The 14534-nt window shown below is 68.2% G+C and carries 12 protein-coding genes; 8 read left to right on the top strand and 4 right to left on the bottom strand.

Annotated elements, in window-relative coordinates; translation table 11 throughout:
* The first annotated feature begins 8 nt into the window (after positions 1–8).
* The 3 genes from secD to WS87_RS04250 all read left to right on the top strand — a co-directional run bounded on the left by secD (position 9) and on the right by WS87_RS04250 (position 4696).
* A complete protein-coding gene (gene secD, locus WS87_RS04260; RefSeq protein WP_059820466.1) occupies positions 9–2030 on the top strand; it encodes a protein translocase subunit SecD in 2022 nt (673 codons plus the stop codon).
* Between the two features lie 18 nt (positions 2031–2048).
* Positions 2049–2999: a protein translocase subunit SecF gene (secF, locus tag WS87_RS04255; protein WP_059465429.1), complete on the top strand. Its 951-nt coding sequence runs from the start codon at positions 2049–2051 to the stop codon at positions 2997–2999.
* A gap of 158 nt (positions 3000–3157) precedes the next feature.
* Positions 3158–4696 carry a S41 family peptidase gene (locus WS87_RS04250; RefSeq protein ID WP_179952337.1) on the top strand — a complete coding sequence of 513 codons (1539 nt, stop codon included), beginning with the start codon at positions 3158–3160 and terminating at the stop codon, positions 4694–4696.
* A 21-nt stretch (positions 4697–4717) separates the two neighbouring features.
* Here WS87_RS04250 and WS87_RS04245 read toward each other — a convergent pair whose 3' ends face one another.
* The 4 genes from WS87_RS04245 to WS87_RS04230 form a co-directional block, all read right to left on the bottom strand.
* Positions 4718–5995 carry an MFS transporter gene (locus tag WS87_RS04245; protein ID WP_059820465.1) on the bottom strand — a complete coding sequence of 426 codons (1278 nt, stop codon included), beginning with the start codon at positions 5993–5995 and terminating at the stop codon, positions 4718–4720.
* A 175-nt stretch (positions 5996–6170) separates the two neighbouring features.
* The gene (locus WS87_RS04240; protein ID WP_059820464.1) at positions 6171–6752 is read right to left on the bottom strand and encodes a YceI family protein; all 582 of its coding nucleotides are present in this window, start codon (positions 6750–6752) and stop codon (positions 6171–6173) included.
* A 66-nt stretch (positions 6753–6818) separates the two neighbouring features.
* Positions 6819–7379, bottom strand: a complete 561-nt coding sequence (locus WS87_RS04235) for a YceI family protein (RefSeq protein WP_059820514.1) — start codon at positions 7377–7379, stop codon at positions 6819–6821.
* An 8-nt stretch (positions 7380–7387) separates the two neighbouring features.
* Positions 7388–7948: a cytochrome b gene (locus WS87_RS04230; protein ID WP_059820463.1), complete on the bottom strand. Its 561-nt coding sequence runs from the start codon at positions 7946–7948 to the stop codon at positions 7388–7390.
* A 259-nt stretch (positions 7949–8207) separates the two neighbouring features.
* On the opposite strand from WS87_RS04230, the gene WS87_RS04225 reads away from it, so the two are divergent.
* The 5 genes from WS87_RS04225 to WS87_RS04200 all read left to right on the top strand — a co-directional run bounded on the left by WS87_RS04225 (position 8208) and on the right by WS87_RS04200 (position 14483).
* Positions 8208–8873: a paraquat-inducible protein A gene (locus WS87_RS04225; protein ID WP_059820462.1), complete on the top strand. Its 666-nt coding sequence runs from the start codon at positions 8208–8210 to the stop codon at positions 8871–8873.
* A complete protein-coding gene (locus WS87_RS04220) occupies positions 8870–9499 on the top strand; it encodes a paraquat-inducible protein A (protein ID WP_059820461.1) in 630 nt (209 codons plus the stop codon). The genes WS87_RS04225 and WS87_RS04220 overlap by 4 nt, the downstream gene beginning before the upstream one ends.
* Positions 9492–11108, top strand: coding sequence for a PqiB family protein (locus WS87_RS04215; protein ID WP_059535365.1), 1617 nt, complete (start codon positions 9492–9494; stop codon positions 11106–11108). The genes WS87_RS04220 and WS87_RS04215 overlap by 8 nt, the downstream gene beginning before the upstream one ends.
* A complete protein-coding gene (locus WS87_RS04210; RefSeq protein WP_059820460.1) occupies positions 11108–11845 on the top strand; it encodes a PqiC family protein in 738 nt (245 codons plus the stop codon). The genes WS87_RS04215 and WS87_RS04210 overlap by 1 nt, the downstream gene beginning before the upstream one ends.
* 514 nt (positions 11846–12359) lie before the next feature.
* A complete protein-coding gene (locus tag WS87_RS04200) occupies positions 12360–14483 on the top strand; it encodes a site-specific recombinase (RefSeq protein ID WP_059820459.1) in 2124 nt (707 codons plus the stop codon).
* Positions 14484–14534: the final 51 nt, after the last annotated feature.

Here is a 14534-nt window from a genome sequence, read left to right as displayed (position 1 = left end):
GCCCCCTCATGAATCGTTATCCACTCTGGAAATATGTCGTGATGGTCGTGGCGCTCGCCATCGGCCTTCTGTACACATTGCCCAACTTCTTCGGCGAAGCGCCGGCGGTGCAGGTGTCGAGCGGCAAGGCCACGGTCAAGCTCGACTCGACCACGCTGACCCAGGTCGAATCCGCGCTCGCCTCCGCGCAGATCACGCCGGACGACGTCACCTTCGAGAACACGGCGTCCAACGCGAACATCCGCGTGCGCCTGAAGGACACCGATACGCAGCTGCGCGTCAAGGACCTGCTGCAGAAGTCGCTGAACGCCAATCCGAACGATCCGCAGTACGTCGTCGCACTGAACCTGCAAAGCGCGTCGCCGCGCTGGCTGACCGCGCTGCACGCACTGCCGATGTATCTCGGCCTCGACCTGCGCGGCGGTGTCCACTTCCTGCTCCAGGTCGACATGACGGGCGCGCTCACGAAGAAGCTCGACTCCGACGCGTCCGACGCGCGCACGCTGCTGCGCGACAAGAACATCCGCGACGGCGGCGTGAGTCGCGTCGACCAGTCCGTCGTCGTCAACTTCAGCGACGCGCAGACGGCGGAAGACGCCCGCAAGGTGCTCGCCGCGTCGGTCACCGAACTGCAATGGGCGACCCAGCCCGGCGGCGGCGGCACGCAAGTCGTCGGCACGTTCACGCCGGCCGTGCAGAAGGCCGTCGAGGACGCCGCGCTCAAGCAGAACCTGACGACCCTCCACAACCGCGTGAACGAACTCGGCGTGTCCGAACCGATCCTGCAGCAGCAAGGCAGCGACCGCATCGTCGTCGAACTGCCGGGCGTGCAGGACACCGCGAAGGCGAAGGACATCATCGGCCGCACCGCGACGCTCGAGGCGCGCCTCGCCGATCCGATCAACACGCACCCGAACCCGAACGACCCCGTGCCGCCGGGCGAGGAGCTGTTCACGCAGGGCAACCAGGCGCCCGTGCTGCTGAAGAAGGACGTGATCTTCACCGGCGACCGCATCATCGATGCGTCGGCCGGCTTCGACGAACACCAGCGTCCGTCGGTCAACATCCGCCTCGACTCGGCGGGCGGCCGCTCGGTGCGCGCGGTGTCGCGCGAGAACATCGGCAAGCCGATGGCGATGGTGCTGTTCGAGAAGGGCAAGGGCGAGGTGCTGACGGTCGCGACGATCCAGTCCGAACTCGGCGACCGCTTCCAGATCACGGGCCAGCCGACGCCGCAGGCCGCGGCCGACCTCGCGCTGCTGCTGCGCGCCGGTTCGCTCGCCGCACCGATGGACATCATCGAGGAACGCACGATCGGCCCGAGCCTCGGCGCGGACAACATCAAGATGGGCGTCCACTCGGTGATCTGGGGCTTCTGCGCGATCGCCGTGTTCATGATCGCGTACTACATGCTGTTCGGCGTGATCTCGGTGATCGGCCTGTCGGTGAACCTGCTGCTGCTCGTCGCGGTGCTGTCGCTGATGCAGGCGACGCTGACGCTGCCGGGTATCGCGGCAATCGCGCTCGCGCTCGGCATGGCGATCGACTCGAACGTGCTGATCAACGAGCGCGTGCGTGAAGAACTGCGCGCCGGCCAGCCGCCGCAGACCGCGATCCAGGCCGGCTACGCGCACGCATGGGCGACGATTCTCGACTCGAACGTCACGACGCTGATCGCCGGCCTCGCGCTGCTCGCCTTCGGCTCGGGCCCGGTTCGCGCGTTCGCGATCGTGCACTGCCTCGGCATCCTGACGTCGATGTTCTCCGCGGTGTTCTTCTCGCGCGGGATCGTCAACCTCTGGTACGGCGGCCGCAAGAAGCTGAAGTCGCTCGCGATCGGCCAGGTGTGGAAGCCGGAAGGCGCCACGGCCGGCGCCTCGTTCGCCGCGGCCGACGAATCGACCGACACCGCGCGCGCCGCGAAGCTCGCCGCACCCGCGAAGGGCAACGCACCGCGTGCCGGCAAGCCGCAGTTGCGCAACCGCGCGCAGCAAGGCGTGTCGCCGAAGAAACCGGGCTCGACCCAATAAGGCCCCGGAGACGAAGCCATGGAATTTTTCCGCATCCGTAAAGACATTCCGTTCATGCGGCACGCGCTGGTGTTCAACGTGATCTCGCTGGTCACGTTCCTCGCCGCCGTGTTCTTCCTGTTCCACCGCGGGCTGCACCTGTCCGTCGAATTCACCGGCGGCACGGTGATCGAGGTGCAGTACCAGCAGGCCGCACAGCTCGAACCCGTGCGCGACACGCTCGGCAAGCTCGGCTACGCCGACGCGCAGGTGCAGAACTTCGGCACGTCGCGCAACGTGCTGATCCGCCTGCAGTTGAAGGAAGGCCTCACGTCCGCGCAGCAGAGCGACCAGGTGATGACTGCGCTGAAGGCGCAGAGCCCCGACGTGACGCTGCAGCGCGTCGAGTTCGTCGGTCCGCAGGTCGGCCGCGAGCTCGCGACCGACGGTCTCCTCGCGCTCGCGTGCGTGGTGATCGGCATCGTGATCTACCTGTCGATCCGCTTCGAATGGAAGTACGCGGTCGCCGGCATCATCGCGAACCTGCACGACGTCGTGATCATTCTCGGCTTCTTCGCGTTCTTCCAGTGGGAGTTCTCGCTGGCGGTGCTCGCGGCGATCCTCGCGGTGCTCGGCTACTCCGTCAACGAGTCGGTCGTCATCTTCGACCGGATCCGCGAAACGTTCCGCCGCGAACGCAAGATGAGCGTGTCGGAAGTGATCAACCACGCGATCACGACCACGATGTCGCGGACGATCATCACGCACACGTCGACGGAAATGATGGTGTTGTCGATGTTCTTCTTCGGCGGCCCGACGCTGCACTACTTCGCGCTCGCGCTGACGGTCGGCATCATGTTCGGCATCTACTCGTCGGTGTTCGTCGCGGGCTCGCTCGCGATGTGGCTCGGCATCAAGCGCGAAGACCTGATCAAGGAAAAGAAGACGGCGCACGATCCGGACGATCCGAACGCGGGCGCGCAGGTTTAAGCGCCGCGCAGTTTCGGCGGATACCAGAAGGCCGGTCCTGTTGGACCGGCCTTTTTTCATGCGCGAGCCGCGCCCGCTTCCTCCGGCGCGGCCGCACGAACCGTCGGCTACAATCGCTTCACCATCCCGTCCCGCCACCCGTCGAAGCCGCGGTTCTCATGATGCCTGCCTCGCGTGTCCTTCATCGCATCGTCGCCTGGAGCACCGGTGCCGCCGCCGCGGCTGCGTTCGTTGCATGCGCATCGGCCGCCCGCGCGCAATCCGCGTCCGCCCCGCACGCCGTTGCTGCGACGGCGACGTCACAACCGTCACCCTGCCCGCCCGACTGGGAACCGCAGCTCTGCGAACTGAAGGCTGCGGTCGAAGTGCTGAAGAAGCAGCACCTGACCGACGTCGACATCGGCGCGTTGCTCGACGCCACCGTGCACGACGGAATCAAGACGCTGCCGTATGCGCGCTTCTTCAACGCAAAGGAAGAGCAGGAACGGCGCGACGACGAGCGCCGCGCACGCGACGGCACGCCGGGCATCGGCATCGTGTTCGAGACGCGGCCCGACGGGCTGCACATCATCGACGTGATCCCGGACGCGCCCGCCGAACAGGCAGGCGTGCGGCCCGACGATCTCGTCGTCGCGATGAACGACCGGAGCGTCGTCGGCATCGACAGCGGCGAGGTCGTGAAACTCGCGAAGGGCGACGCGGGCGTGCCGCTGAAGCTCACGGTCCGGCGTGGTCCGAACCCTGCAACGCTGACCTTCGCGCCGGTCCGCGCGATCGTCCGGCCACACCCGGCGACCGCGAAGCGGCTCGCCGGCGACATCCTGTACACGCGGCTGTCGAGCTTCCCGGAGCCGGCGGTCGGCAACTATATCGACGCGGTGCAGGCCGCGCGCCGCGCGGGGCCGCCGGTGAAAGGCGTGATCCTCGACCTGCGCATCAACGGCGGCGGCGCGCTGAATGCGGCGATCGGCATCACCGCGCTGTTCGCCGGGCGCGACCGCACCGCGATGATGACGCTCGAGCGCGACGGCACGAAGCGCCGCCGCTTCACGACCAACTGGCCCGACTACGAACTGCCGGTCATGCACGGCCAGGATCCGCTCGCGCCGCTGCAGGCGGACGACTGGTGGCGCACCGTGCCGCTCGTCGTGCTCGTCGACGGACAGAGCGCGTCAGCCGCCGAAGCGACCGCGGCGGCACTGAAGGATCTCGGCCGCGCGCGGCTGCTCGGGATGCCGACCTACGGAAAGGGGCTCGCGCAGACCGGCGTCGACCTGATCGACGGCACGCGCGTCAATTTCACGTTCGCGCGCAACCTGCGGCCGAACGGCTGCCCGATGGACGGCTACGGCGTCGTGCCGGACTGGCTCGTGCCGCCGCGCCGCGACTCGGACGTCGACGGCGTGCTGCTCTGGTACCGCGAAGTCGATCTCGCCCGCGCGCCGTATGCGGACCGGCTGGCGCCCGATCCGTTCGCGCAGGTCCGCAAGGCACGGCAAACGCTGCGCGAAGCGCGCGTGCGCGAAAAAATCGATACGTCGAAGAGCGCGGCGCTGCCGCAGCGGGAATTCGGCACGGATGCCGACTGGCAGCTCCGGCAGGCGCTTGACGCGCTCGCCGGCCGGTCGGTGCGGACCGTCGCCGCGCCCGCGCAACTGATGCCGGCACAGCCGGTATGCGAGCGCGTCAGCGACTGACGCGCCGCCGCGCGCCCCGCGTCACCGGAACCCGAACCGCCGGCGCAGCACGACCAGCGCCACAAGGCTCAGCACGGCCGCGAACATCAGGTAGAAGCTCGGCGCGGTCTTCATCCCGGTCGCGCGGATCAGCCACGCGATGATGAACGGCCCGAAGCCGCCGAAGATCGTCACCGCGACGTTATACGCAAGCGACATCCCGGTCGTGCGCGTCTGCACCGGAAACACTTCGGACAGCAGGCCCGGCAGCGCCGCGAAATAACCGGTCATCAGGAACGCGAGCAGCACCTGCAGCGCGATCAGCGTGCCGAAGCCCGGATGCGAGACGAGGTACGCGAACGCCGGATAGATCAGCACGAGGATGCCGACGGCCGGCGCAAGCATCACGCGCACGCGTCCGTACCGATCCGACCAGTGGCCGACGAGCGGCGCGAACGCCATCTGGATCACGCCGACGACGAGAATCGCGGCGAACGCGGCCGACGGCGCAAGGCCGAGCTGCTTCACGCCGTAGGTCGGCATGAACAGCACGAGATAGGTCGCGACGGTGCCGAGCACCACCACGCCCATCGCGGCAACGAGCCGTGCCTTGTGCGACGCGAACGTGTCGCGCAGCGGGCTCGCGGTGCTTTCGGCAGCGAGGAATTCGGGCGTCTCGTCGACCTTCGAGCGGATGTAGTACGCGACGGGCCCGAGCAGCAGCCCGAAGAAGAACGGGATGCGCCAGCCCCACGCGGCCATCTGGTCGGCCGTGAGCTGTGCGTTCAGCACGGTGCCGAAGCCGGCGGCGAGCAGCGTCGTGAGCCCCTGGCTCGCGACCTGCCAACTTGCGAAGAAGCCGCGCCGGCCCGGCACGTGCTCGGCCAGGAACGCAGTCGCGCTGCCGAATTCGCCGCCGGCCGAGAAACCCTGCATCAGCCGCGCGGCGACGAGGATCAGCGGCGCGGCAACGCCGATCGTCTGGTAGGTCGGCAGCACCGCGATCACCAGCGTGCCGGCCATCATCAACAGGATCGACAGCGTGAGCGCGGCCTTGCGGCCCGCGCGGTCGGCATACGCGCCGAGCACGATCGCGCCGAGCGGGCGCATGAAGAACGACACGCCGAACGTGCCGAGCGTGAGCAGCAGCGACACGGTGTCGTTGCCGGCCGGGAAGAACAGCTTCGAGATCGTCACCGCGAAGAAGCCGTAGACGACGAGGTCGAACCACTCGAGCGCGTTGCCGATCGACGCGGCGACCACCGCGCGCCACACGCGCGGCGACGAGGCAATGGAGCTGGACTGCGTGACGGCGTGCATCGGCGATCTCCTTGTCGTTGTACGTTGTATCCGGCGCGCCGGTTCTCGCGCCGCGAGCTGCGCCGACGATTATAGGCGCGCAAAAAAAACCGCCGCGCCCCCTGAAAACGGGAGTGCGGCGGCTGGCTCGCGACGGGCCGGCGGCGTGACGCGGCGGCCGGCCCGGTCGGGCGCGTTACTGCTGCTTGACGGCTTCGGCCGTGATCAGCAGCTTCGTCTTCATCTTGAAGCCGTACTGCTTGCCGTAGTCGAGGCCGAAATCGTCGCGGCTGAATTCGCCGACCGCGTCGACGCCGCACACTTCGCGCTTGAGCATCGGATGCGGCATGCACTTGAACGAATCGATCTTCAGCGTGACCGGCTTCGTGACGCCGTGCAGCGTCAGGTTACCGACCACCGACACCGGCTTGTCGCCGTCGAACTTGATGGCGCCCTTGTAGTTCGCCTGCGGGAACTTGGAGACGTCGAAGAACTCGGCCGTCTGCAGGTGCTCGTCGAGCTTCGCGCTGCCCGTGTGGATCGACGCGATGTCGGTCGTCACGTCGACCGTACCGGTCTTCGCCGCGCGGTCGAGCGTCACGGTGCCGCTCGACTTGTCGAACTTGCCGCGCCAGACCGACAGGCCGCCGAAGTGGTCGGCCTCGAAGCTCGGGTACGTATGGCTCGAGTCGAACTGGTAGGTCGCGCTGTCGGCGAATGCCGAGAACGACAGCGAAGCGGCCAGCGCGCCCGCGGCGATGATCAGATGCTTTTTCAAACGCTTTCTCCTTGGAACAGCGCCGCGCCCTCGCGCGGCATTCGGGGTGATGCGACAGCCCGCCGCTTACTTCGTGGCGACGAGATGGAACTTGATCTGCACTTCATCGGCGACGATCGACGTGTCCTTCCACTCGCCGGTGCCGACGTTGAACGCCGAACGCTTGATCGGCAGCACGCCGTCGAAGGTCTGCGTCGCGCCGCTCTGCGTGACCGTGACGGGCACCGTGATGGTCTCGGACTTGCCCTTGATCGTCAGCTTGCCGGTCACGTTGTACTTGTTGCCGCCCGCCGGCGCGATCGCCGACGACGCGAAGGTCGCCTGCGGATACGCCTTCGCGTCGAACCAGTCCTTGCCCGCGACCTGGTCGTTGTACATCTTGTCGCCGAGGTCGAAGCTCGCGATGTCGATCGTCATTTGCGCGCTGCCCTGCGCGGCCTTGGCCGGGTCGAACTTCACCTGCGCGGAGAACTTCTTGAATGCGCCTTCGGTCGGCACGTTCATCTGCTTCGACACGGCGGACACCTTGCTCTTCGCGAGATCGACGTCGGCGTGCGCCGCGGCCGACGCGACAAGTGACACCGCGGCGAACGCGGTCAGCATGGAGCGGGAGAAAGACACTTTCATGGGATCCTTCATTTGGCGGAGGGAAGCATCCGCGACAGCAGGCCGTCGCGGTCCAACAACTGGTGCTTGAACGCCGCGAGCACGTGCATGGCGACGAGCGCAAGCAGAATGTAATTCAAAGACACGTGCAGCGTCTTGAAGGTTTCCTTCAGCGCAGGATCGGGATCGATCAGGCGCGGCAGCGGCACGATGCCGAGATAGACGACCGGGATGTTCGACGCGGAGCTGTACAGGTAGCCCGTCACCGGAATCACGATCATCAGCACGTACAGCAGCATGTGCACGCCGTGCGACACCGCACGCTGCCACGCCGGCGTGCCGCCCGGCAGCGGCGGCGGCACGTGGGTCGCGCGCCACAGCACGCGCACGACGGCCAGCGCGAACACCGTCACGCCGATCCACTTGTGCCACGAGAAGTACTTGAGCTTCGTCGGCGTGAAGCCGGGGATGTCGGTCATCACCCAGCCGAGCGCGAAGCCGCAGACGATCAGCAGCGCGATCAGCCAGTGCAGCGCGATCGCGGTGTGCGCGTAGCGTGCCGGCGCGGCCGGCGGCGATTTCGATGCCATCATGGATTCCTCAGTTGAGCGAACGGCTGCGCCGGTAAATTCGTCCGACGCTTGTCAAGGCCGCCATGCTACCGCAACCTTTTGTCATGCGCGGACTCTGAGGACAGGCACGCCAGCCCGCTGTCAGGTTTGCGCCATGTTACCGCCCGGTCACCCGGCAACCGGGCGTTGACACGCCGAAAAAGCCGTTTTGGTAAGATTGGCGCGGGTTCCGGCCCCGTCGACGCGTTCCCCCACCCGTCGCACCACCGCCTTTTCCATGCAACGACACGACCTGATTGCCTGCCACGAATGCGACGCACTGTTGCATAAACCGCGCCTGAGCGGTCGCGAAATCGCGCGCTGCCCGCGCTGCGACGCGCTGCTCTATCGCAACAGCACCACGCAGATCGAGCGCATCAGCGCGCTTGCGGTCGCGGCGCTCGTCACGTTCGTCATCGCGCAGGCGTTCCCGATCCTCGAAATGGACCTCAACGGCACCCGCGTGCAGACGACGCTGATCGGCGCGATCGACGCGCTGTGGCATCAGGGCATGGAGGCCGTCGGCGTGATGGTGTTCTGCTCGACCGTGCTGTTCCCGCTCGTCGAGATGGCCGCGCTGCTTTACGTGCTGCTGCCGATCCGGCGTGGCGTCGTGCCGCCGGGCCTCAACTTCGTGCTGCGCACGATCCAGCTCGTGCGGCCGTGGGGGATGATCGAGGTGTTCATGCTCGGGATCGTCGTGACGATCGTGAAGATGGTGAGCCTCGCGCGCGTCGTGCCCGACGCCGCGCTGTTCGCGTTCGGCGCGCTCACGCTGATGACCGCCGTCGTGCTGATGTTCGATCCACGCACGCTGTGGGACATCGCCGACGACCTGCGCGCCGGGCGCTCGCCCGCCTCGCCCGACGGCACCGCTCCGCCGCCGCAAGCGCCCCGCCAATGACGATGCCGACCGCCGCCCGCGAGGGCTACGCCAGCTGCCACGCATGCGGGCTCGTGCAGACGATCGACCATCCGCACGCGCATTGCGCGCGCTGCGGCAGCACGCTTCACTTCCGCACGCCGAACAGCATCATGCGCACGTGGGCGCTGCTGATCGCGGCCGCGATCCTCTATATTCCGGCAAACCTGCTGCCGATCATGCGCACGTCGTCGATCGTCGGCTCGCAGGAGGACACGATCATGAGCGGCGTCATTTATTTCTGGACGTCCGGCGACTGGCCGCTCGCGGTCGTCGTGTTCGTCGCCAGCATCCTCGTGCCGATGCTCAAGCTCGGCGTGCTGACGCTCCTCGTCGGCACCGCGCAGCGGCGCACCGTGTGGCGGCCGCTGCAGCGCACGCGCCTGTACCGGATCGTCGAGCGGATCGGCCGCTGGTCGATGCTCGACATCTTCGTCGTGACGCTCACCGTCGCGCTCGTCCATTTCCGTTCGCTCGCCGTCATCACGGCCGGACCCGGCGCGCTCGCGTTCGGCTCGGTCGTGATCCTGACGATGCTCGCGTCGATGCAGTTCGATCCCCGCCTGATCTGGGATCCAGTCGAAACCTCAGGGAAACACCATGAATAGTCCGCAAGGCCCGCAGCAAGACGCGTCCCGGCCGCCCGATCCGGCGATCTCGACGAAAAGCGGCTGGCTGCCGTCGCTCGTCTGGCTCGTGCCGCTGATCGCCGCGCTGATCGGTATCGGCCTCGTGATCAAGTCCGTGCGCGAGCGCGGCCCGGAAGTCTCGATCAGCTTCCACAGCGCGGAAGGGCTCGAGCCGGGCAAGACGCAGGTCAAGTACAAGGACGTCGAGATCGGCATGGTCAAGACGATCAAGCTGTCGAAGGACCTGTCGCGCGTGCTCGTCCAGGTGCAGCTGAAGAAGGAAGCCGAGGACTTCGCGGTCAAGGGCTCGCGCTTCTGGATCGTGCGTCCGCGGGTCGGCGCGACCGGCGTGTCGGGGCTCGGCACGCTGCTGTCGGGCGCGTACATCGGCGTCGATGCCGGCCACGGGCAGGACACGCAAACCGACTTCACCGGCCTCGAGACGCCGCCGGCCGTGACCGGCGACCAGAAGGGCACGCAGTACGTGCTGCGCGGCGATTCGCTCGGCTCGGTCGACATCGGCTCGCCCGTCTACTACCGCCGCGTGCCGGTCGGCCAGGTGGTCGGCTTCTCGCTCGACAAGGACGGCACGGGCGTCACGTTCAACGTGTTCGTCAACGCGCCGTACGACCAGTACGTCGGCGTGAACTCGCGCTGGTGGCAGGCGAGCGGCGTCGACCTGCGGCTCGATTCGAGCGGCCTGAAGCTGAACACGCAGTCGCTCGCGACGGTGATCCTCGGCGGCATCGCGTTCCAGACGCCGCCGAACCAGGACAGCGGCGCGACGGCGCCGAACAACACGACCTTCCGCCTCGGCTCCGACGAGACGGACGCGATGCGCGATCCGGACGGCCAGCCGCTGCAGGTCGTGATGAACTTCAACCAGTCGCTGCGCGGGCTCGCGGTAGGCGCGCCGGTCGACTTCCGCGGCATCGTGCTCGGCGAAGTGACGAACATCGGCATCGACTTCGATCCGAAGACCAAGAACTTCCTGATGCCGGTGACGATGAACGTGTATCCGGAGCGGCTCGGCCCGCGCTTCCGCGAAACGATCGAGAGCAAGGGCGAAGCGGGCCGCCGCGAGATCGTCGAGCGCCTCGTCAGGCACGGGCTGCGCGGCCAGCTGCGCACCGGCAACCTGCTGACGAGCCAGTTGTACGTCGCGCTCGACTTCTTCCCGAAGGCGCCGGTCGTGAAGATCGACGCGGCACGCCAGCCGCTCGAGTTGCCGACCGTGCCGAACACGCTCGACGAACTGCAGCTGCAGGTCGCCGACATCGCGAAGAAGCTCGACAAGGTGCCGTTCGACCAGATCGGCGCGAACCTGAACAGCGCGCTGTCGAACGCCGACAAGCTGTTCAAGCAGCTCGACACGCAAGTCGCGCCGGAAGCGCGCGACACGCTGTCGGCCGCGAAGCAGACCTTCTCGACCGCCGAGGCGACGCTGCAGCAGGATTCGCCGTTGCAGTCCGACGTGCGCGGCGCGCTGAAGGAACTCACGCGCACGCTGCAATCGCTGAACGCGCTCGCGGACTATCTGGAGCGCCATCCCGAATCGCTGCTCAAGGGCAAGCCAGGAGATCAATAATGACGACGACACGCGTGAATATCCTCGCGAGCGGCGCGGCGGCAGTCTTCGCCGCGCTCGCGCTCGCCGCGTGCAGTTCGCCGCCCGCGCGGTTCTATACGCTGAGCCCGGCCGACGCCGCCGCGCCCGTGCGCACCGCGCCCGCCAATCCGTCGTTCCTGATCGAGGTGCCGTCCGTCGGCGTGCCCGAGCAGGTCGCGAAGAACCAGCTCGTCGTGCAGAAGAACGCCGCGCAGGTCGACGTGCTCGAGCAGGAGCGCTGGGCCGCGCCGCCCGCCGACGAAATCCGCCGCGCGTTGTCCGACGACCTCGCCGCGCAGCTCGGCACGATCGACGTCGCGAATTCCGCGTATCCGGCCGGCGTGCCCGTCTATCGGATCAGCGTGAACGTGCAGCGCTTCGAGTCGTGGCCCGGCAAACGCGCGGCGATCGATGCGGTGTGGAGCGTGCGCGCGCTCGGCACGCAGGCCGTGATGACGTGTCGCACGAGCGTCGCGGAACCGGTCGCCGACGGCTACGACGCGCTCGTCGCGGGCCATCGGCGCGCGCTCGACGTGATCGCATCGCAGGCCGCGTCCGGCGTGCGCGCGATGGCCGCGCGGCGCGGCGCCGCGGCTGCGTCGACCACCTCGACGACCGCATCCGGCAAGACAACGGCCGCTGCACCCGCGGTGCCCTGCCCGGCCGCTCCGACACCCGGCGACGACGCGGGCGCGACCGGCAAGTCCGGCGCGTAAGCGCGACGCGCGGGCCGGCGTCCGACGCATGCGCGCGGTGCGGCCGCACTCGGCACGCGCCGCCCGATAGACGTCATCGGCATCGATCCGCGTGCGCGCGCGACCGCGCACGCGAACCTGCCGCTCTCGCCGCCCTCGCCGCTTCGGCCGACACTGCTCGGCATCCATCGGCCGGACGGCGGGTTTGCATTGTTTGTCAAAATCCGCCGGAACCGGCACCACGCAACACGGTCGGCTTGCGTTTTCGCGCCCGATTGACGATCCTACGCACTTTCCGGCTCGCGCCGCTCGTCGTGCGCGCCCGCCGGCGGCGATCCGCCCGTCGCGTCCGGTCCGATCGCCGCGTCTCCCGGGGCGCGCATGCGTGTCCGCGTGCACCGCACCGGGGCAGCCGCATCGCGGGTCGCCGCGCGTCGTCCGGCCACCCGGCCAGCCTCACCGTTCTCCCCGGCGCCGCGCCGTGTTCCGGCCGGCATCCCGAACCCGCCCGTCCAGGGCTTTCGCTATTCCGTTTATGTTTCGTTCCCTGACGACCCTGATCAAGAAGTGGCGCGCGTCGCGCAATGCGGGCCACCAGCTCGATGCGCTGCTCGCGCATGCCGACGCGGACGCGCCGTACGCCGAGCGCAGCGAATGGCTGATCGAGCTCGCGCACTGGCTGCGCCGCAACGGCGCGATGCAGGTCGCGCACGACGCGCCGGCCGAACGCGACGCCGACGCGCGCGCATATCCGGCGCACGCGCGGCTGCGCTACCTGTTCCACGTGCTCGACCGCAATCCGGCATGGAAATCACACGCCGCACGCATCCTGCGCGGGATCCTGCGCGAATGCGACGGCATCTCGCTGCTGTGCGACGCGGGCATGCCCGTGCATTCCGGCTTCTTCGGCGCGCTGTTCGAGCGCATCGACACGTCGCTGATCCCGCCCGCGCCGAATCGCCGCGAACTGACGGCGCTGTTCACGCTGATGTTTCCGACGCCCGAAGACGTGCAATGGATCGACGCGCTGCCCGACGACCTGCTCGCCCGCCTCGCCGAGCTGATCTCATTCGACGTCACCGACGAAGAGCGCCACGAGCCCGGCTCGTTCTCGCGCGACCTGCTCGCCGCCCTGCACAACCTGACCTGCCAGATCAGCTCGACCGGCCTGTCGCAGACGGTGCGCAGCCGCCTGTCCGACGACGACGCACGCAAGCCGCTCGAAACGCAGCCGTTCTATCGGCTCACGCGCGCGATGCTCGCGGTCGAGACCGCGCACGCGGCCGTCGAGGACGGCGGCGACCCGAGCAAGCTGCTGCACGAAGTGAACTACCTGCGCGTGCTGCTCGACGAATGCCGGATCGCCGTCGACGACGTGTTCGCGCACCTGTACCGCAACGGCGTGTCGGTCGACATCGTGTTCCAGGTCGAACGGATGCGCATGCGCATCCTGCGCGCGGAAATGCTGCTCAACGCCTGGATGGCACGCGACGATCTGCGCGGGATGGCGCGCCTGACGGCCGAGCTCGTCGACGCGAACCAGAACAGCCAGAGCGTGTCGCACCTCGTGCGCAGCAACTTCTCGCTGTTCGCGCGCAAGCTCGTCGAGACCAACGCGGACACCGGCGAGCACTACATCTCGCGCGGCCGCGCCGAGTATCTGAAGATGCTGCGGATGGCCGCGGGCGGCGGGCTCGTCACCGTCGTGACGGTGTGCGTGAAGTTCGCGATCACCGGCGCGCACCTGCAGTCGATGCTCGAAGGGCTGCTCGCGGGCGTCAATTACGCGGCGAGCTTCATGCTGATGCACTTCCTGCACTTCACGCTCGCGACCAAGCAACCCGCGATGACCGCGCCGACGCTCGCGCGCGAGCTCGACGACACCGGTCACGAGGCAGGCGTGAAGGCGTTCGTGGCATCGGTGATCGCGCTCATCCGCACGCAGGCCGCGGCGATTTCCGGCAACGTGCTCGTCGTGCTGCCCGTGTGCCTGCTCGTGCAGCTGTTCGCGGGCAACCTGATGCACGCGAACCTGATCTCGCCGGAGAAGGCACACGCGACGCTGCACTCGTTCTCGCTGCTCGGCCCGACGCCGCTCTACGCGGCGCTGACCGGCGTGCTGCTGTGGGCGTCGAGCCTGCTCGCGGGCTGGGCCGACAACTGGTTCGTGCTGCATCGGGTCGGCGACGCGCTGACGTACAACCGACGGCTGCGGCTCACGCTCGGTGCGTCGGGTGCCGCGAAACTCGCGCACTTCTGTCGCTCGAACGTCGCGGGCGTGGTCGCCAACGTGGGTCTCGGCCTGATGCTCGGCTTGGTTCCGGCGATCGTCACCGTGTTCCTGTTCCCGTTCGAGGTGCGCCACGTGACGCTGTCGGCCGGGTCGATCGGGATCGCGCTCGGCGTGCTCGGCAAGGGCGCGCTCGGCACGCCTGAGCTGTGGTGGGCCTGCGCCGGCGTCCTGAGCATGGCGATCCTCAACGTGCTCGTGAGCTTCGCGCTCGCGTTCACGATGGCCGTGCGCTCGCGCAGCCTGCGCCGCACCAAGGTGCGCGCGCTGGTCGGCGCGATCGTCCGCACGGTGCTGTCGAAGCCGTCCGCGCTGTTCTGGCCGGCCGGCACCCCGGCCGCGCGGGCCAGCCAGCCGGGCTCGCACTGATTCTTCGACGACGGCGTGCCATCCGGGTGGGCGCCGCCGCACGGGCCCGCC

Source organism: Burkholderia sp. MSMB0856, assembly GCF_001524645.2.
In the GTDB taxonomy this organism is placed as follows: domain Bacteria; phylum Pseudomonadota; class Gammaproteobacteria; order Burkholderiales; family Burkholderiaceae; genus Burkholderia; species Burkholderia diffusa.
The sequence above is the reverse complement of the archived record's forward strand: the minus strand, read 5'-3'. Positions and strand labels throughout refer to the sequence as shown.